The following is an 18118-nucleotide window of genomic DNA, read 5'->3' as shown; positions in this document are numbered from 1 at the left end:
TAGCTAAGACCTTCATTCATAAATAATAATTTCAATTTTTTTGAATGATGTCTTTTATTAGTCACTGTTCATGGTCTACGAAGATTAATTTGGAAGTATCATAGCCAGCTGCACTGGCTTCAGTAATTAACATGTCTACAACCGATTTTGGTAAATTTTTGTCTCTACTCAATATCCATAAATACTCTCGGTTCGGTCCGCTTACCAAGGCATATTGGTAATCACGACTATCGAGGAAAAATATGACATAGCTAGAGTAAAAAGGACCGAAAAAAGATACTTTTAAATGTCCAACTGATTCATCATCAACAAAATAAGCCTTGCCTTTGGCTTCTTCCCATTCACCTTCTTCAGGGTTAAATCCCCGATTGGTAACACTGACACCACCATCTTCGAGTAGGGAATATTGCGCAGAGACAGCTTCTAAACCTTCTTCAAAACTGTGGTCAAAACGAGCGATTTCGTACCAAGTCCCTAAATATTTATTCAACTCAAAATTCTTGACCGGTTCTATTCCCTGAGGAATCGATGTGCATGAAGCAACGAACAAACTTATGATTAAAAGAAAACCGAGCTTAAATTTCATAAATACCAAACCTAATTAACTAAAAATGTCTAAACCTAGTAGTTTTAACGCACAAATAGCTTATTTGTATCACTTACATTGATTAAAAATTTAATTCAAAAGGTAGCGTTTATCTAAAAGTTTAGTTTCATTTCAAAAGTGGATTCAGCAAACCCCGCTTTTCGATAAGCTTTGATCGCTGATTCATTAGTGGCGTAAACATCCAGATAAAAATCATCCAAATTTTGTTCCCTGCCCCAAGCAATTAATGTTTGCATAATTCGTTTATTAATCCCCTGACCACGATACTCTTGAGCTACAAACATAAAGCCTAAATAAACATGATGATCGTGTTTATGGGCTCGTTTCGACTCTCGAATTTGCGCATAACCCGTGGCTATTATCTCGCCCTCGAATTCAGCTACCGCCAAATATGACGATGGACTGGTTATTAAATTTTCAATATCGTAATAAGTTGCATCTTTTGCTTTTAAAATCGAGTTAAAGGGACGTTCGGCCGCAATCAACTTTTGCTCTAATTCTATTAACTTTTCAAGGTCGCCTATTATCGCTTTTCGTATACTTATATTTTCCAACGGTTAAATTCACTCAGTCTATTTTAGTTAAAATGCACCTAATCAAAGGTTAAGTGTGAATTTAATGTAACTTTTCCAGTAACCATTGCAAAGTAATTTTCAGTAAAACCTCGTCTTCTGTTGCCGTTGGGTCGAGAACATTAAATACATGATCCGCCCCTTTCAATACTACCGCTTGAGCATCCTCAGAGCCTGCTGCCTGTATCAATCTAAGCGAAGATATAGGGTCAACAATAGTATCTGCACCACCAGCAATGGCTAAAACTGCACCAGGATAATTCGCCAGCTCAGTTAATGACTTCTGTTTTTTAACCTGCTCAAACCATTGCAAACTTAAATTTAACGGTGCGCGCCACTCGAATGTTAATTCAGCCACGCCGTTATTTTTAGCTTCAGCATAATACTGCTCAAACTGGCTTGAAAACGGTTCACCACCATCGCCCGCAACCGATGACCAAGTTACCAGTGCAGCGAGTTCGGGATGCTCTATCACTAACAATTGCGCAATCAACCCGCCTTGACTAAATCCCAGTACCGCCAGAGAATCGGCTAGAATTTTCGGCTGTTCGATTAAAAACCCCCTTGCCATATCTGCATCACGCACTGCACTGGCTAATGTGTATTGACTATAGTCCACTTCACTATCGCCAGTACCCGCAAAATCAATTCTAATCGATGCGATATTATTGTCTCTTAGCCTTTTGGCTAATATCGCATATAAATCACCTACTTCATTTTTATTCGATGCAGTACCGTGGAGTAAAATTATCGCGGGATATTTGTCCATACCAGTTGGAGCGGAGTAAATAGCGGGGATTTGATATTCACCATTATCTAAAAATAACGATGTCTCCCCACTTAAAACCTCTGTTGCCAAGAAAACTTGCAAACAAACTAAATACTTAATGATATTCATATATTTTAGGTTCACTGCCTTTTTGCTTTTAACACTCAATTAAAATTAGGTTGCGAACTTATAGGTAAATATTGTTAAGTCGAACTCTCTTAACTAGAGAGTTCTGTTCGCAGTATTTCTGCCCCTGCACTCAAAGCAGCAAGTTTAGCTCGTGCCACTTGTTGTGATAAAGGAGCCATGCCACAGTTGGTTGAAGGATAGAGCTTGTCAGCATCGACAAACTCTAAGGCTTTTCTTAAGGTACTAGCCACTTCCTCTGCTGTCTCTATTTTATTGGTTGCGACATCAATCGCCCCTACCATCACGTTTTTACCTCTAAGAAGTTCAATCAGATCCATAGGAACACGAGAGTTTTGACATTCCAGTGAAACAATATCGATATTAGATGTTTGCAATTTGGGAAAGGCTTTTTCATATTGTCGCCACTCAGAGCCCAACGTCTTTTTCCAATCTGTATTAGCTTTTATGCCATAACCATAACAAATATGTACAGCAGTTTGACATTTAAGCCCTTCGATTGCCCTTTCCAAAGCAGCAATTCCCCAATCGTTTACCTCATCAAAAAACACATTAAATGCAGGCTCGTCAAATTGAATAATATCAACACCAGCTGCTTCTAATTCTTTGGCTTCTTGATTGAGAATTTTGGCGAATTCCCAAGCTAATTTCTCACGGCTTTTGTAATGGTTATCATACAGGGTATCTATCATCGTCATAGGACCTGGTAGGGCCCATTTAATCGGTTGATTGGTTTGCTGACGTAAAAATTTGGCGTCTTCAACAAAAACTGGCTTTTGACGAGCAACAGCACCAACGACAGTGGGTACACTGGCATCATAACGATCACGAATTTTAACGGTTTTACGTTTTTCAAAATCGACACCATCAAGGTGTTCAATGAAAGTTGTCACAAAATGCTGACGGGTTTGCTCACCGTCACTGACAATATCAATTCCTGCTTGCTGTTGATCTTGTAATGACAAGCGTAAAGCGTCTCGTTTCCCCTCAATTAGCGCTTCATCTTGTAATTTCCAAGGTGACCAAAGTGTCTCAGGCTGCGCAAGCCAAGAGGGTTTAGGTAAACTGCCGGCAGTTGATGTAGGTAATAGTGTTTTCATAATAAATAAAGTCTTATATTGGAGTTAAATGTTAAGCGTAATTAGCAGACCACTGCTCAAGGACTCTTTGGTAGGGTTTAATGAAATGCTCCTCAGCAAATCTTCCTTGCTCATTAGCCAACTGGCTGCGTTCTTCGCGGTCATACACGATTTGAGTCAGTGAATGATCCTGATTTTGCAAATTTGGTTGATAGCATTTTCCCGCAACTGCATTGGCGTTATAGATTTCAGGTCGATAGATCTTTTGAAATGTTTCCATGGTGCTGATGGTACTTATCAACTCAAGCGCTGTGTAATCATTAAGCAAATCACCGCAACAATAAAAAGCCAAAGGCGCGACACTATTGGGCGGCATAAAATAACGAACCTGTAATCCCATTTTTTTGAAATATAGTTCCGTCAACGATGAATCATTTGGCTGGTATTCAACACCTAATATCGGATGTTGATTTTCAGTCCGGTGATAGGTTTTGTTATCCGAAACACTGAGACAGATAACTGGGAGTTTTTTGAAGTGCTGTTTATAGGCATCTGAATTAATAAAAGATTTAAACAGTTTCCCGTGGAGGTCGCCAAAATTATCGGGAATGCTAAATTTCGGTTGATTCTTGTTATGCTCTAACAACAATACGCTGAAATCATAATCTCGCAGATAAGAGGAAAAGTTATTGCCGACAATGCCTTCTATGCGTTTGTTGGTGTTGTGGTCAACAATATTGGTTTTTAAAATTTCAATCGATGGGAAGCTACGACCACTGCCTTCAATGTCAATATCAACGGTGATGATATCAAGTTCTACCGAATAACGATCTCCATTGGGATTATCCCAACAGGCCATGCCATTAAAACTATTGTCAATCATATTTAAAGCGTTGCGTAAGTTCTTTTGACGGCTCTGTCCTCTTGCTAAATTAGCAAAATTGGTCGTGATACGAGTGTTGTCTGAGGGATGATAATTTTCATCAAAAGCAACCTTGTTAATAGTAAATATAAAATCTTTAGTCATCGTGATTTGTATCCAATTTATCTGAGATAAAACCTAAATTTATTGTTAGCTTGTTTTAGACTTTGCAACTTTATTTTGCGGCCTTCCTTGTCGGCCATCGCTTTCACAGCCTCAGGGTTTGGGCCTAACGGACTATCAAGAATCAACGGCAATATGTGTAAAGTAAAAATCTAAAGTCGAAGCAGAGTGGGTTTTATACGCGGTTCAACTCATGAATAAAAATGATATTATTTCATTAATACATGACTGTAATTCATGAGTTAGTTTAATTGATTATTAATAGATGGCGCTTTGCGCTGCACTAAAGGCGGCAAATAAAGCTTGCTCGAAGCGACTAAGGACAGAGCAGGAATATTTATCTCATGTACTGCGTAGGAAAATATAAATTGAAGATGAGTGCTAAATATCGAGTTATATCGGAAGCAGTGGAATAAATGGCATAGACGCACTACTTTTGATGTAGGCGCCTATATTTAAGGATACTTTAGTCAACCCAAACTCTGGCTAACTAACTTAGCAAGGGATACATTATGCTCGGCTTTTTTCTAAGCCCAATAATTTATCGAGAGATATCCTCCCTGGCCCCATACTAAGTACGGCCAACAATACAATAAACCACCAAACTGCAGGATTCCACCAGTGATCCCACGAAGGGAATACAGCTAATTGAATAAATAACGTCATACCAATTAAGCCAGCAGCTCCAACACGAGTCAGAAAGCCAAAAGCGAGCATCACCGGAAGCACGATTTCAGCCACCCCAGCAGAAACAGCAAGTGTTTCAATAAAGGACACAATAGTAGACCCTTCGACGTAATCTAACGTATTAGGATCACACAGCAGTAACGCCCCCTCACGAACTGGATCTGGACAGAAAAATTCATATAAAAATAAATCATATTTATCCGGATTAAAACTAAGAAACCCATTCCACTTTGTTAATCCTGATTGAAAAAACACACTTGCTGCTAATAGCCTAGCAAGAAGTAATGTTATGTCGGTCAAATACAAGCTGACTTTGGCCGTGATGTCAGCATATAGGTTCATTAGGGCTTTCATATTTTTTTTCTCTTATGTTAGTAATTTATTAAGTAGTAACTGACTAAATATTTCACTTATGTCTATTTCACCATTTTGCATCGCCACATCCGCGGCTTGACCTAAAGTTCGGCCTGCGTAAATACTAGAAATAAATAGGCTCTCTGATTCAGAAATGACTCGATGCAAAATGCTGCTATTGTCTCGCCACAATAGAAGGTTTTCAGTTGTATTCTCGATGGCGACTTGTTCGCTTAGGTTACTGACTCTTAACTGTGCCCATAAAGACGATACCGACCAATCATTTTTGATTAACTGCACGCTGGGGTGCAAAGACAGTGATTTCGATTCGATATCTTCAATTAGGGATTCAATTTCATCTTGACCAAGAGAAGGTTTATCATCGGCAAAATAGGCATGATGCCAAGCTCGATCCAATTTACATATATCCCATAAATACCTAAGTTCAGGATGATTATGTTGCAAAAAATCGTTTAAATACTCAGGAAAAATTTCACCATATTCTGCCAAAACAGGTGATGTGGGCGGGTTAGTTAAACAGAATTGTCGAGTTAAGGTTTTAAAGAAGTCCTCACCTAATAACTTCTCAGCACTTGGGTACTTGCGTTGCAACGCATCAATACAACTACTAATAAAGGTGTTCCGATATACCGCCAAGCGACGTTTATTTTGTCCATCATCAAGATGTTCGGTGACATCTTGTATGTCTCCAGTTTGTACATAGCCCATTAAGGCGAAATGAAAATCACTCATAGCTAACAACTTTACTACTTTGGATTAGCTCTCGTGCAATATTGCGTTCTGCCAGCAGTTCAGCAAACGGCGGTAAATTTGCATCTCGCTCTATCAGCACAGGACAAGGACCAATGTGACTTAAAGCATCATTTAAAAGTGCCCAAACCGCATTCGACACATCACTATCATGAGAGTCAATTAACAAATCTTTCTCGATAGGGTCAACCGAATGACCAGCCACATGAATCTCACCGATAGCTGTAGCTTCAAGATTGCCAATGTATTGCTGTGGGTCAATCCCAGTGTTGTTCGCGCTTATAAATAAATTGTTAACATCCAGCAAAATACCGCAGCCAGTCTTATTCACCAAAAACATCATAAATTCCGCTTCGGACATGTCAGATTTAAAGTTGAGATAATTAGCAGGATTCTCTATCAGTATGGGCCGTTGAATTGCATTTTGTAACTGGTCAATATTCTCGGCAGTACGAAGAAGAGATTGAGTGGTAATTGGTGTAGGCATTAAATTGCCCATATAATTTCCGTCAGCACCTGACCAAGCTATATGTTCAGAAAAAGCTGCGGTAGGAACCGAATTGACTAAACGAACCAATCGCTTGAGATGCTCGGGATTAAGTGGGTTTGGTCCACCAAGCGAAGCCCCAACACCATGAATGCTTAACGGAAATCGCTGTGCAACTTCCTGTAATTTTGCAAGTCTAGGACCACCCTGCATCAGGTAGTTTTCTGCATGAACTTCGAACCATAAATGACCATCAACCTTACTTGGTATAGCGTCAAAATGTTCTGGTTTTAAACAAATGCCCGCATCTGCGGGCAATTCAGTTAGCTTTATCATTCGGAAATGAAACGCTTAAGCAATTGGGTCTTTAGAACCAGCACCATTTGGTGTGATTATGTATTCACATGAACCTTTAGGTGCATAAGTCCATGCATTTTTTTGGAAATCAACGGTAGAAGTCCCTTCACAACTTGTGCCAGCGCCAGCTTTACAATCGTTCTCACCGGCTAAAGCAATCCCATAACACTTGTCTTTACGTCCACGTAGTCTATTGCCATCTTTCCATTCTTGGAAAGCGACTTTCACTTTTTCAGGTGTCGCATCTGCTAATGATAATTGATCATTTGGTTTAGCAACGGCGACTTGAGAAGCGGCAAGAGTGGCACCAATAAGTAAAGCAGTTTTAATCGAATTGTTATGTTTCATAAATCGTATCCTCAAAATATTTAGTTGTGAAAAACGGGCTACTTTTTGAACAATGTAGTCCATTATGTAAGTTAAAGACCATTAGCCTTTCGTTAAAATTTCAAAAAAATATTTTATTTAGAAAATTATTTTGTTTAAGAAGTGGATTAACAAAAAATGAAAAAGTATAAAATTTTTATGAATATCAATTAGCTGCCTCCATCGCCAGTTCGCTTTCTAACGGCTAAAATGTGTTGAAAAAAACATCCAAAAAGACCCCCTTTATTGGCGATTAAGTAGGGATCTAATCGCAATAAACGCTGCTAATTTGGTTTAAATATTATTCTTCGCTCAATACAAAAAGCATATTTCATACAAAAATCCTCACCGAAACTCTTAACCATTCCGCCAATAGCAAACACAAATAAATAAAATAATATTTGATCTGCATCAATTAGTGTTTATAATTTTCAGAAATTACTGAAACTTCAGAAAAGAGTCTTGATTATGAAAATGACACCCATGATAGAAACCTTCGTTATGCATTTCGGTGAAATGGGTAGTCGATGGGGTTTTAATCGAACTGTTGGTCAAATGTATGCGCTTTTAGTAATAAGTGAAGAGCCTTTAAGCGCAAATGATATTGCAGAGGCCCTGAATGTTTCTCGCGGTAACGTCAGTATGGGATTGAAAGAATTACAGTCGTGGCGACTAGTGCAAATGCATCATGTTCCCGGAGATAGAAAAGACTATTTTAAATCTTTAGGCAGCATTTGGGATATGGCCAATAAAGTATTTGAAGAGCGTCGAAAACGGGAAATTGAACCCACTATGAGCGTGCTTCGAGATACTCTTTTGGTTACACCGGCAAATCAACAAGAAGAATATGCGCAACGACAGTTACAAGAGATCCATGACTTATTAGAAAACGTCACACAGTGGAGTGAAGAACTGCAACGTCTGAGTCCTGAAAAAATGGCAACCTTAATGAAGTTAGGTTCAGGCGTCGGAAAGGTCTTAGATATGAAGGATAAGTTCCTAAAAAGCAGTTAAATCAAACATGCAAAAAGCAGATTATCGTCGTACGCAGGGTTAAATTCATCGAGTTTTAAATTTAAATAAACAACGGCTAAAATCAGCGCCGCTAGGGGGTTTCAATGGCAGATGTAATGCTACTTTCTCGCATTCAATTTGCAGCTAACATTAGTTTTCATATTTTATTTCCAGCCATAAGCATTGCTATGTGCTGGATGCTTTTCTATTTCCGCGTTCGTTTTCACATTAGTAAACATCCAGTGTGGATGCGAATCTACCGTTTTTGGGTAAAGGTATTCGCCCTCACGTTTGCAATGGGTGTGGTGAGTGGCATTACAATGTCATTTCAATTTGGCACCAACTGGCCAGGTTTCATGGCTACGGTAGGTAATATTGCGGGGCCACTCTTGGCCTACGAAATAATGACTGCGTTTTTCTTAGAGGCAACCTTCTTAGGCGTGATGTTATTTGGTATTAACCGCGTGCCGCCTTGGCTCCATACTTTATCTACCTTTATAGTTGCAATAGGAACCTCACTTTCAGCGTTTTGGATTTTAGCCCTTAACTCGTGGATGCATACCCCAACAGGTTTTGAGATGCGCGATGGCGTAGCTTATGCGGTTGACTGGTTTGAGATTATTTTTAATCCATCATTTCCATATCGATTAGGGCACATGCTGTTAGCATCAGGGTTAACCATTTGTTTTTTAATTGCCGGAATTTCAGCCTACCGAATCCTTCGAGGCGATAACAAAAAAGCCCCTAATTTAGCTTTAAAAACGGCTATCTTCCTAGCCGCAATACTCACACCATTACAAGTGATTATGGGTGACATGCATGGGCTTAATACGTTTGAGCATCAGCCTCAAAAAGTTGCAGCAATGGAAGGCGTTTGGGAAACAACAAATGGCGCACCACTACTGTTATTTGCTGTCCCTGATGAAGAGCAGCGCACTAACCATTTAGAAATCGCCATTCCAAAGATGGCCAGCGTTATCTTAACCCATGATCCAGACGGACAAATTAGAGGTCTAAACGAATTTGAAGGCAAACATCCCCCCGTTAAGCCGGTGTTCTATGGCTTTAGAATCATGGTTGGACTAGGAATGCTCATGCTATTCAGTAGTTGGTTAGCGAGCTTCTACTTATGGCGGAAAAAGTCACTTTCACCATGGATGCTGAAATTCTTCATTGGGATGACATTTTCAGGTTGGGTGGCAACTTTGGCGGGATGGTACGTTACCGAAATAGGTCGCCAACCTTATTTAGTAAGCGGCATATTAACCACGGCGGATGCGGTAACTGATATTGCGCCAGAAAACGTTGGGGTCAGCTTGGCGATGTATTTGACGCTGTATGCTTTCTTACTGTTTGCATACATAAAAACTTTGTTTTACATGGCAAGAAAGTCAGTAGAAATTGAAGAATACGATGCGGCTGAGTACACACCAGCTCGCACCACAGCGACTGCGGAGGCCAACTAATGTTCTTAGACCACGATTTACCTATTATTTTTGCCGGTTTAATGGCGTTCTCAGTACTAGTTTATGCGATTCTCGACGGTTACGATCTCGGCGTTGGTTTGCTTTTACCTATGGACAATCAACAACAAAGAGACAAAATGATCGCCTCAATTGGCCCATTTTGGGATGCGAATGAAACTTGGTTAGTATTAGCAGTCGGGTTGATGTTAGTCGCTTTTCCTAGTGCCCACAGTATTATTTTGAAAGCACTTTATTTGCCTACCGCCATGTTATTGATTGGGTTAATAATTCGAGGAGTGTCCTTTGATTTTAGAGCCAAGGTAATCGCTCATAAAAAAGACCGTTGGGACAAGCTATTTAAATTAGGATCTTTCATTGCGGCCGCTTCTCAAGGTTATATGTTGGGCATGTTTGTGATGGGATTTGAAACCAGTATAGAAGCCGTTGGCTTCAGTTTACTCAGTGCCGCAGGTGTAGCAATGGCGTATGCGCTCATTGGCGCGTGCTGGCTAATCATGAAAACGGAAGACGAGTTACAAATTAGATCGGTAAAATGGGCAAAGAATGCGGGGAAAGTATGTTTAGTGGGGATCCTTGCTGTGTGTATTATCAACCCGTTAATTAATCCCTTTGTGTTCGAACGCTGGACGCAACCTCCGCTAGCCTATTTTATCGCGTTGGTACCAATATTATGTTTTGCCTTTTTTGTGATTGGGTATTTCACGCTGCAAAGATTACCGTTAGAAGATGACGCTGGTTGCTGGTTACCCTTTGTACTCTGTACAGCCATTTTCACCTTCAGTTTTGTCGGCTTAGCATTTAGTTTTTATCCTTTTGTGGTGCCAGGCGAATTGAATATCTGGCAAGCAGCAAGTGCACCTGAGTCTCTACGGGTTATTTTGTATGGCGCACTTATTGTTATTCCCTGTATTTTTGCTTACACCTTGTTCTCATACCGTGTGTTCTGGGGAAAAGTAAGAGATTTGGAATACCATTAGAATAGCCATTTTCAGCTTACTTAGGTTCACGCTGATAAATAGCTGAATTTCATTGCAGCGCTTATAAAATGAGTGGTCAATTCACCGACGAGTGTGAATTGACCTAACGCATACGTATTCAATGTAATCTTTTTGTAAACTGATTAGAATGACTGAATTATTTCATTTTAAAAGACGTTGGCATGAAACAAATACCGTTGAATTCGTATTTTCCAAGCATGAGTCAGATATCCCTAGGCTGTATGGGATTAGGTGGATCTTGGGGCACAGCTCCATTTGAATCTAAACATGTTACACAGGCACATACTGCGGTTGACGCGGCATTAGATTGTGGAATTAACAGTTTTGATCATGCTGATATTTACACCATGGGAAAAGCAGAACAGGTTTTTGGTGAAGTATTAAAAGCACGCCCTGAATTACGCGAAAATATCCTACTGCAATCTAAATGTGGAATTGTTTTTGAAGATGAAAAAGGCCCAAAACGATTCGACTTTTCAAAACACTACATTTTAAAATCTGTAGACGGGATCCTCAACCGACTCAATACTGAATATATTGATATTTTCCTGCTGCACCGCCCAGATCCATTGATGCAAGCCGATGAAGTCGCCGAGGCATTTTCGATACTCAAAGCCAGTGGCAAAGTAAAACAATTTGGTGTATCCAATCAAAATTCCCATCAAATGAAACTATTGCAATCGGCGTTAGACATGCCTTTGGTTGCCAACCAAATTGAATTGAATCTAACCCATTTAGATTTCTTAGAGGATGTTGTGCTGGCTAACCATCCTCAGGCAAAAGACCTATCCTTTCCTAGCGGTACTATGGAATATTGCCAACTCAACAATGTTCAAGTACAAGCCTGGGGAAGCCTTTGCCAAGGCACCTTGTCTGGCAAGAGTTTAACAAATCAACCACATCATATTCAGCAGACCGCAGATTTAGTCAGTAAACTAGCAGCAGATTACCAAACCTCTGCAGAGGCGATTTTGTTGGCTTTTTTAATGCGCCACCCAGCGAAAATCCAACCCATTATTGGCACAACCAATCCACTGAGAATTCAAGCCTGTAGCCAAGCGTCACAATTTGAACTAACAAGGGAACATTGGTATTCACTGTTTGTAACAGCCCGTGGTTGTGAATTACCTTAACCTTAAAGAGAGCCCATTATGAAATACCTAAATACCCTACTTACTCTGATATTCAGTTGCTCTCTTTTATTTGCTTGTTCCAAGCAAGAGCTGCCCTCATCAGGTACGCAAAAAGTCATATCAGATCCAATAACTTTATCTTTCCCTGATATTTACGACGACTATTTAAATCGAGATGTGCGCGACGATATTTTTTACTTCGTTATGCCTGACCGTTTTTACAATGGCAATCCCGATAACGATATGGGTTCAAAATCCATTCCAATCTCCCAAGGTGGATATAGTATTGATGACATTAAAGGATTTCATGGCGGTGATATCAAAGGATTAGAGCAAAAATTAGATTACCTGAAGGAACTCGGGATCAGTGCAATCTGGATGACACCGATTTTACGCAACAAAGCAATTCAATCCGATGGTTATGCTCATCACGGTTACTGGATTCTCGACTTTACCCAAATCGACCCGCATTTTGGCAGCAACCAAGACCTTAAGGATTTAATAAGCGCTGCTCATGATAAGGGTATCAAAATATTTTTCGACATCATTACTAATCACACTGCGGATGTTATCAGTTATCAAGAGTGTCATAACTCAGACGGCAGTTTTATAGACGAAAGGACCTGCCCTTATAAATCCAAAACGCAATTAGAAAGTGGCGACAAGTACACAGCATTTGTGCCTGCAGGCAACGAAAATGTGAAAGTTCCCGCGTGGCTGAATGACCCTAAATACTATAACAATCAGGGTGATAGTATATGGCAAGGCGAGAGCGCAATTAACGGTGACTTTGCAGGGCTTGACGACTTAAATACAAAAGATCCACAAGTGATTGCCGGTATGATCGAAATTTATAAAAACATTATTAGCGAATTCAAACCTGATGGTTTTCGAATCGACACCGTAAAACACGTGGATATGGTGTTTTGGTCTTCGTTTAGTCCGGCAATTTTAAACCATGCAAAACAACAAGGCATACCTAACTTTCATATTTTTGGTGAAGTATACAGTGCGGATCCTATAGAACTAAGTAGCTATACAACTTTGGGTAAAATGCCTTCGGTCCTCGACTTTGGATTTCAGGACGCGACCGCCAATGTATTTTATCGAAATAAGCCGGCTCAAGAAATCTATCAGCTTTTTGAAAATGATGACTTTTACAACGACAATGACAGTCAATCTGATTTATTAATGAATTTTTTAGGAAATCACGATATGGGAAGGGCCGGATTTTTTATCAATCAAAGTTTGCCTAATGCCAGTGCAGAAGAAAAGCTCAAGCGAGATATACTCTCTCATGCTTTCATGTACTTATCTCGTGGCATTCCGGTGGTCTATTATGGTGATGAACAAGGCTTTGTTGGCACTGGGGGCGATGTTGGCGCACGAGAAGATATGTTTGCTTCAAAAGTAGCTGCCTATAATGAATTGGATTTACTTGGCACAGAAGCAACAACGGCAACGGAGAACTTTGATCAAAACCACCCAATATATCGCGCTTTGCAAAAACTAGCACAACTGCGTATGGATCACCCTACTTTGCGTCGTGGATTCGCCTTTAACCGCGCCAGCGAAGGTAGTGAATATGCTTTTGCAATATCCAGAGTGGATAAACAAGACTCTACAGAATATTTACTGGCCTTCAATCCAACTAATCAGCCGCAAACTATTAGGTTAAAAGCCAGCAGTGACGGCTATCAATGGATAGATGGTAGCAGAAAATTTAGTATGGATAACAATGACATACTAATTACCTTGCCAGCTCTTAGCTATACAGTTTTAAAAGCAAATTCAGCCATTGAGAATACCGAGTTAGTAGAACTGGAATTTTTAGGAACGGAATCTCAAGGGCGTGTAATACGTTTTGACTACCGACTTGCTGAACAAGTTTCAAGCCCATTACCACTGTTTGAAGTAACCACTGAAATTAGCAATCAACAAGGCGAATATGAATTAGTCGCCAAAGATAACACCCCGCCATATTCAGCCATTATTGATAAGCAAAAATTTATCCGGCTGGCAGCCAAGGATATTCGAGTTTCGATTAGCGATTGGCAAGGAAAAAGCGTAGTACATACTTTTTCCCTTGAAAAAAATACAGATGTTGAACGTACTATCAACCACATCAATTAACTTATTCAGAGACGAGTATGACTAAATTAAAAGGCTTTCATCATGTGGCAATTATTTGTAGCAACTATGCGCATTCTAAAGCCTTTTATACTGATATTTTAGGATTTCAAATAGTTGCAGAAAATTACCGTGCTCAGCGAGACTCATACAAACTCGACTTAGCACTTCCTGATGGCAGCCAAATCGAACTGTTTTCATTTCCCGGAGCCCCTCAACGGCCCTCTAGACCGGAAGCTCAGGGACTCAGACATTTGGCTTTTAAAGTCGATTCGGTAAGTGATTTTTGCGATTATTTGCGGACCAAAGGTATTATTCCCGAGCCGATTCGAATTGATGAATATACAAACCGGGAGTTTACCTTTTTCGCCGATCCTGACAACTTACCATTAGAAGTGTACCAAGATTAAAGTGATAAGGGGGTTAGCCCCCGTGTCACATCCATCAACCTATGCCAGCGAACTTTTCCACTTAGTTAATCGTCGGCGTTATTCCTTTGACTGGGTATGTCTGATAGATATTCGACAAATTCTATTTCAAAGCCGCTCGGATCAATAAAATACATGTTTTTTCTAAATTGATTTTTAGCGCCTAGGTTGTGGGGTTCGAAACCAGCACTTTGCATTCGAGTTAAAAGTGCCGAAATATCCCTTACCTCAAACGCCATATGGGCCAGCCCTAATTGACTACCTTTTAAGTCCCTATTTTCACCGCTTCCATTGTCGTTGAACGTAAGATAGTTATATTCATCGCCCAAATGTAGCCAATTTCTTTGGGTTCCATACCAATTAGCATTGCCTTGGTGGCGAATAGACCAGTGTGGAAACGCGGCTTGATAAAAATTTAATGTTTCTTGCATGTCTTTGACGACAATATTGATATGTTCTAAACGGATCATTTGCATACCTCACTTTAATTTCATTGTGTTATTAAACAAACTTAAAAAATTGTCTAAACGAATAGTTGATGTTTTGGCTATACAAGGTTTGAACTGTAATAGTTTTCGAGTTTGCTGTTGTTTTGTTGGTAATTGATTTTCTTGAGGTGTCTGCATGATGCTCTCCAAAGTTATATGTTTTGTTGTCTATGAGCACAGAATAAATCCTCAAGTTAACTTGAGGTAAAGGACTTTTTTTCATATTCTTTAAAAAACGACAAAAGGAATCATCATGGCCGAAAGAGAGCTAAGCGTTGGGTTTGTGGCCAAACGCTGCGGTGTAAAAGTATCAACGCTGCATTTCTACGAACAAAAGGGTCTCATTCAAAGTTGGCGTAATTCAGGAAATCAACGACGTTATAAAGCGGATGTTTTAAGACGAGTCTCGGTGATAAAAGCCGCCCAAAAAATAGGCATCAGTCTACAAGACATTAAACTCACTTTTGCAACCTTACCTCAGTCAAGAACGCCGACAAAACAAGATTGGGCCAAGCTATCTCGGAATTGGCAACAACAGTTAGAAGCGCGCATTCAAAGCATGATAAAACTAAAAGATTCGTTAGACGGCTGTATCGGCTGCGGCTGCTTATCGATGAAATCTTGCCCTATATATAACCCCCAAGATAACCTCGCCATTGAAGGTCCTGGCCCCGTGCTCTTAGACCGCCAGAGATCATCTGATCTGAAGGATAATACATAGACTTTTTACGCTTTATTTGGCATGATTCAGGTAAGGCATTTTTCCGGTAATCAGCTCATTCATGTCACGCTTTGGCGCTCTTCTTCTGACTTCAATACCGTCTTTTTTGTTTGCCACCAATTTCAAAATACTATTTAGGAATCAATATGTTAAGAATTGTCATTGTTGGCGGAGGCGCCGGCGGACTCGAACTTGTTAGTAAGTTAAGTAAAAAGTTAGGCAAGAAAGGATTAGCCCACATCACCTTGGTTGATCGAAACCAAACACACCTATGGAAACCCTTGTTGCATGAGGTGGCCGCTGGAGTGATTGATAAAAACTCAGATGGTGTGGATTACCGAATGCATGCAGCTCGATTTGGGTATCATTTTCAGTTAGGCACAATGAGTAACGTGGATGCTGAGAATAAAACTATTTATCTTGACCCCTTGTATGACGATGCTGGTGAGTTATTGCTAAAAGAACGAACCATCAACTACGACTATTTAGTGCTAGCCGTTGGTAGCGTTAGTAATGATTTTGGTACCCCAGGTGTTGCCGAGCACAGTTTCTTTTTAGATTCTCTATCTCAAGCGGAACGTTTCCATAAAGCACTGTTAAATCAGCTTTTGCGAATTAATCAAGAAAAGTCTGATTCAGCAAAGTTGAGTATTGCCATTGTTGGAGGCGGTGCAACAGGTACTGAATTAGCTGCCGAATTACATCATGTGGCAAATTTAGCTAAAAATTATGGTATGCCTGAAATGTCAGCTTCACGATTAAAAATAAGTATTATTGAAGCCGGTGAAAGTATCTTGCCTGCTCTACCAGAACGTATTGCCACCTCTGCTCGTATCGCACTAACAAAGCTGGGTGTCGATGTGTTGGAAAATACACGAATTTCAAGTGCTAGGAAAGGCGCATTCATCACCTCAGACGACAAGCCTATTGAAGCTGATCTGCTGGTTTGGGCGGCAGGTGTAAAAGCCCCCGATTTCATTCAACAATTAGGTGTATTTGAGACCAACAGAGCGCAGCAAATCTTAGTTAATAAACATTTGCAAAGCACGACCTGTGAAACCATTTTTGTTTTAGGCGACTGCTGTGGCTTTATGCAGGACAACGGTAAATGGGTACCACCTAGAGCACAATCAGCCCATCAAATGGCCAATACAGTCGCAGCTAATATCATTGGCATAGTCCGCGGCAATGTGATGAAAGACTACAAATATGTGGATTATGGTTCATTAGTCCACCTCAGCAAATACAGTACCGTGGGTAGTCTGATGGGCAGCCTAGTAAGTAGTAGTATGTTTATTGAAGGACGATTGGCAAGACTGGTTTATATTTCACTGTACAACATGCATCAATTTGCGGTGCACGGCTGGTTAAAGGCGATTTTGGTTTTACTAAGTCGCAAAGTGAGCAATATTGTGGGCCCTAAACTTAAGCTCCACTAAGCGCAACCTTCAGCATTCCTCTAGCTTGATCCATTAAGTTAGAGGAATGAACTACTACATATGAATTTATTGCCATTCCAGAGGCAGCCGCAATACCAGATTTATGTCCATCAGCCATGGTTCTGGCCAATATATACAGCTTTGGCGGGCCTGGTGACACACTCATTATTATGGAGGCAATGGAAAAAGCGATGAATGTATCCATAATTGGCATACTAAATTTGCTCGCTGAAAATGGTATTAAATTTTAAGTTATCACATTTCATGGGGCTACTAGTCCTCGAAAACCCTTCAAAAAGAGGGTAAAAAGGGATTTTCACTGGACTGATGAGTGTTATCTTGCCCCGAGTTGAACATAATTCCAACAAAAACACTTGCATCAAAAATTAATACCGTCAAAATATGCACGCAGTTGGTTCTCTGTTCTGATTCAAATTTAAAACCAACAAGACAAAAGGAAATGTCATGCTTAAAACAGAAGCTTTATTGGAATGTTTGTGCCCTATTTGCTTATCCGCAAATAGCCTCGATAATCATCAAACCAAAATCATGAACAAACCGCAAACCATGGGTTGTCAAAAATGCAAGTCTAGTTTTGAAATTATCATTGCCAATGGTGTCGATAATGATAAAAATGTGATTGTAATGGGATAACAAACCGATATCGAGGCAATCATGATCTATGTTTTTCACGCACAAGATAAACTAATGGACTTGCTGGCTAATGTGGAAAACGAAAGAGTACTCATTTCTACAGTCATCCAGAATATTCATTTATATCAGTTAGCAACACGGGTTAAACACTCAGAATTAGATATCGCTTTTGCTGCATCTGGTGGACCAACCGCATGGGTAAATGTCGATAATTTATCTGTGGATTACGCGCCAGAGCCTAGCAGACAATCTAAATTTGGAGACGTTTTGGTGGAGATGGCAAACGGTTTTGCAAACCTATCTACACCGGCGGGTTTCATTCCGCTGATTGATGTAATTGAACGTAACGGCCAGTTGTTAAAAAAACAGTTAAATTAACGGGTTT

General features: G+C 40.1%; 21 protein-coding genes. 10 read left to right on the top strand and 11 right to left on the bottom strand.

Annotated elements, in window-relative coordinates; genetic code table 11:
• Positions 1-61: 61 nt before the first annotated feature.
• The 9 genes from KO530_RS17795 to KO530_RS17755 form a co-directional block, all read right to left on the bottom strand.
• Positions 62-586 carry a lipocalin family protein gene (locus KO530_RS17795; protein ID WP_216049805.1) on the bottom strand — a complete coding sequence of 175 codons (525 nt, stop codon included), beginning with the start codon at positions 584-586 and terminating at the stop codon, positions 62-64.
• 113 nt (positions 587-699) lie between these two features.
• The gene (locus KO530_RS17790) at positions 700-1161 is read right to left on the bottom strand and encodes a GNAT family N-acetyltransferase (protein WP_252729356.1); all 462 of its coding nucleotides are present in this window, start codon (positions 1159-1161) and stop codon (positions 700-702) included.
• Positions 1162-1222: 61 nt separating this feature from the next.
• Entirely contained in the window at positions 1223-2077 is an 855-nt protein-coding gene (locus tag KO530_RS17785; protein WP_216049804.1) for an alpha/beta hydrolase family protein, read from the bottom strand.
• An 89-nt stretch (positions 2078-2166) separates the two neighbouring features.
• Complete coding sequence (locus KO530_RS17780) at positions 2167-3195, bottom strand: methionine synthase (protein WP_216049803.1); 1029 nt, start codon at positions 3193-3195, stop codon at positions 2167-2169.
• 31 nt (positions 3196-3226) lie between these two features.
• On the bottom strand, positions 3227-4201 hold the full coding sequence (locus KO530_RS17775; protein WP_216049802.1) for a DUF1852 domain-containing protein: 975 nt from the start codon (positions 4199-4201) through the stop codon (positions 3227-3229).
• Positions 4202-4729: 528 nt separating this feature from the next.
• Positions 4730-5260, bottom strand: coding sequence for a DoxX family protein (locus tag KO530_RS17770; RefSeq protein WP_216049801.1), 531 nt, complete (start codon positions 5258-5260; stop codon positions 4730-4732).
• 12 nt (positions 5261-5272) lie between these two features.
• Positions 5273-6013 (bottom strand): HvfC/BufC N-terminal domain-containing protein, encoded by a 741-nt coding sequence (locus KO530_RS17765; protein WP_216049800.1) that lies wholly within the window; start codon positions 6011-6013, stop codon positions 5273-5275.
• A complete protein-coding gene (gene bufB, locus KO530_RS17760) occupies positions 6006-6854 on the bottom strand; it encodes an MNIO family bufferin maturase (RefSeq protein WP_216049799.1) in 849 nt (282 codons plus the stop codon). The genes KO530_RS17765 and bufB overlap by 8 nt, the downstream gene beginning before the upstream one ends.
• A gap of 15 nt (positions 6855-6869) precedes the next feature.
• On the bottom strand, positions 6870-7223 hold the full coding sequence (locus tag KO530_RS17755) for a BufA1 family periplasmic bufferin-type metallophore (RefSeq protein ID WP_216049798.1): 354 nt from the start codon (positions 7221-7223) through the stop codon (positions 6870-6872).
• Between the two features lie 486 nt (positions 7224-7709).
• On the opposite strand from KO530_RS17755, the gene KO530_RS17750 reads away from it, so the two are divergent.
• The 6 genes from KO530_RS17750 (at position 7710) to gloA2 (ending at position 14413) form a co-directional block, all read left to right on the top strand.
• Entirely contained in the window at positions 7710-8255 is a 546-nt protein-coding gene (locus KO530_RS17750) for a GbsR/MarR family transcriptional regulator (protein ID WP_216049797.1), read from the top strand.
• A gap of 104 nt (positions 8256-8359) precedes the next feature.
• Entirely contained in the window at positions 8360-9721 is a 1362-nt protein-coding gene (locus tag KO530_RS17745) for a cytochrome ubiquinol oxidase subunit I (protein ID WP_216049796.1), read from the top strand.
• A complete protein-coding gene (cydB, locus tag KO530_RS17740; protein WP_216049795.1) occupies positions 9721-10719 on the top strand; it encodes a cytochrome d ubiquinol oxidase subunit II in 999 nt (332 codons plus the stop codon). Before KO530_RS17745 ends, cydB begins: the two co-directional genes overlap by 1 nt.
• Positions 10720-10901: 182 nt before the next feature.
• The gene (locus tag KO530_RS17735) at positions 10902-11873 is read left to right on the top strand and encodes an aldo/keto reductase (RefSeq protein ID WP_216049794.1); all 972 of its coding nucleotides are present in this window, start codon (positions 10902-10904) and stop codon (positions 11871-11873) included.
• Between the two features lie 18 nt (positions 11874-11891).
• Positions 11892-14006 carry an alpha-amylase family glycosyl hydrolase gene (locus KO530_RS17730; RefSeq protein WP_216049793.1) on the top strand — a complete coding sequence of 705 codons (2115 nt, stop codon included), beginning with the start codon at positions 11892-11894 and terminating at the stop codon, positions 14004-14006.
• Between the two features lie 17 nt (positions 14007-14023).
• A complete protein-coding gene (gene gloA2 / locus KO530_RS17725) occupies positions 14024-14413 on the top strand; it encodes an SMU1112c/YaeR family gloxylase I-like metalloprotein (RefSeq protein WP_216049792.1) in 390 nt (129 codons plus the stop codon).
• Between the two features lie 65 nt (positions 14414-14478).
• Here the strand turns inward: gloA2 and KO530_RS17720 are convergent, their stop codons facing one another.
• Positions 14479-14901: a VOC family protein gene (locus tag KO530_RS17720; protein WP_216049791.1), complete on the bottom strand. Its 423-nt coding sequence runs from the start codon at positions 14899-14901 to the stop codon at positions 14479-14481.
• A gap of 271 nt (positions 14902-15172) precedes the next feature.
• Between KO530_RS17720 and soxR the strand changes: the two genes are divergently transcribed.
• Together soxR and KO530_RS17710 are read left to right on the top strand one after the other, a co-directional pair.
• The gene (soxR, locus tag KO530_RS17715; RefSeq protein ID WP_216049790.1) at positions 15173-15640 is read left to right on the top strand and encodes a redox-sensitive transcriptional activator SoxR; all 468 of its coding nucleotides are present in this window, start codon (positions 15173-15175) and stop codon (positions 15638-15640) included.
• A gap of 146 nt (positions 15641-15786) precedes the next feature.
• Positions 15787-17079, top strand: coding sequence for an NAD(P)/FAD-dependent oxidoreductase (locus KO530_RS17710; protein ID WP_216049789.1), 1293 nt, complete (start codon positions 15787-15789; stop codon positions 17077-17079).
• Here the strand turns inward: KO530_RS17710 and KO530_RS17705 are convergent.
• Positions 17066-17284: a hypothetical protein gene (locus KO530_RS17705; RefSeq protein ID WP_216049788.1), complete on the bottom strand. Its 219-nt coding sequence runs from the start codon at positions 17282-17284 to the stop codon at positions 17066-17068. The genes KO530_RS17710 and KO530_RS17705 overlap by 14 nt on opposite strands.
• A gap of 260 nt (positions 17285-17544) precedes the next feature.
• Between KO530_RS17705 and KO530_RS17700 the strand changes: the two genes are divergently transcribed.
• Both KO530_RS17700 and KO530_RS17695 read left to right on the top strand, forming a co-directional pair.
• Positions 17545-17733 carry a hypothetical protein gene (locus KO530_RS17700; protein WP_216049787.1) on the top strand — a complete coding sequence of 63 codons (189 nt, stop codon included), beginning with the start codon at positions 17545-17547 and terminating at the stop codon, positions 17731-17733.
• Between the two features lie 21 nt (positions 17734-17754).
• Entirely contained in the window at positions 17755-18111 is a 357-nt protein-coding gene (locus KO530_RS17695) for a hypothetical protein (protein WP_216049786.1), read from the top strand.
• The last annotated feature ends 7 nt before the right edge of the window (positions 18112-18118 follow it).

The sequence above is a fragment of the Aliiglaciecola lipolytica genome (assembly GCF_018860635.1).
Taxonomy (GTDB): Bacteria; Pseudomonadota; Gammaproteobacteria; order Enterobacterales; family Alteromonadaceae; genus Aliiglaciecola; species Aliiglaciecola lipolytica_A.
The sequence above is the reverse complement of the archived record's forward strand: the minus strand, read 5'-3'. Positions and strand labels throughout refer to the sequence as shown.

Bases quoted from the DNA above. Each gene is read 5' to 3' on its own strand.
- KO530_RS17795 (WP_216049805.1), bottom strand. From the start codon at position 586: ATGAAATTTAAGCTCGGTTTTCTTTTAATCATAAGTTTGTTCGTTGCT.
- KO530_RS17785 (WP_216049804.1), bottom strand. From the start codon at position 2,077: ATGAATATCATTAAGTATTTAGTTTGTTTGCAAGTTTTCTTGGCAACA.
- KO530_RS17780 (WP_216049803.1), bottom strand. From the start codon at position 3,195: ATGAAAACACTATTACCTACATCAACTGCCGGCAGTTTACCTAAACCC.
- KO530_RS17775 (WP_216049802.1), bottom strand. From the start codon at position 4,201: ATGACTAAAGATTTTATATTTACTATTAACAAGGTTGCTTTTGATGAA.
- KO530_RS17770 (WP_216049801.1), bottom strand. From the start codon at position 5,260: ATGAAAGCCCTAATGAACCTATATGCTGACATCACGGCCAAAGTCAGC.
- KO530_RS17765 (WP_216049800.1), bottom strand. From the start codon at position 6,013: ATGAGTGATTTTCATTTCGCCTTAATGGGCTATGTACAAACTGGAGAC.
- bufB (WP_216049799.1), bottom strand. From the start codon at position 6,854: ATGATAAAGCTAACTGAATTGCCCGCAGATGCGGGCATTTGTTTAAAA.
- KO530_RS17755 (WP_216049798.1), bottom strand. From the start codon at position 7,223: ATGAAACATAACAATTCGATTAAAACTGCTTTACTTATTGGTGCCACT.
- KO530_RS17750 (WP_216049797.1), top strand. From the start codon at position 7,710: ATGAAAATGACACCCATGATAGAAACCTTCGTTATGCATTTCGGTGAA.
- KO530_RS17745 (WP_216049796.1), top strand. From the start codon at position 8,360: ATGGCAGATGTAATGCTACTTTCTCGCATTCAATTTGCAGCTAACATT.
- cydB (WP_216049795.1), top strand. From the start codon at position 9,721: ATGTTCTTAGACCACGATTTACCTATTATTTTTGCCGGTTTAATGGCG.
- KO530_RS17735 (WP_216049794.1), top strand. From the start codon at position 10,902: ATGAAACAAATACCGTTGAATTCGTATTTTCCAAGCATGAGTCAGATA.
- KO530_RS17730 (WP_216049793.1), top strand. From the start codon at position 11,892: ATGAAATACCTAAATACCCTACTTACTCTGATATTCAGTTGCTCTCTT.
- gloA2 (WP_216049792.1), top strand. From the start codon at position 14,024: ATGACTAAATTAAAAGGCTTTCATCATGTGGCAATTATTTGTAGCAAC.
- KO530_RS17720 (WP_216049791.1), bottom strand. From the start codon at position 14,901: ATGATCCGTTTAGAACATATCAATATTGTCGTCAAAGACATGCAAGAA.
- soxR (WP_216049790.1), top strand. From the start codon at position 15,173: ATGGCCGAAAGAGAGCTAAGCGTTGGGTTTGTGGCCAAACGCTGCGGT.
- KO530_RS17710 (WP_216049789.1), top strand. From the start codon at position 15,787: ATGTTAAGAATTGTCATTGTTGGCGGAGGCGCCGGCGGACTCGAACTT.
- KO530_RS17705 (WP_216049788.1), bottom strand. From the start codon at position 17,284: ATGGATACATTCATCGCTTTTTCCATTGCCTCCATAATAATGAGTGTG.
- KO530_RS17700 (WP_216049787.1), top strand. From the start codon at position 17,545: ATGCTTAAAACAGAAGCTTTATTGGAATGTTTGTGCCCTATTTGCTTA.
- KO530_RS17695 (WP_216049786.1), top strand. From the start codon at position 17,755: ATGATCTATGTTTTTCACGCACAAGATAAACTAATGGACTTGCTGGCT.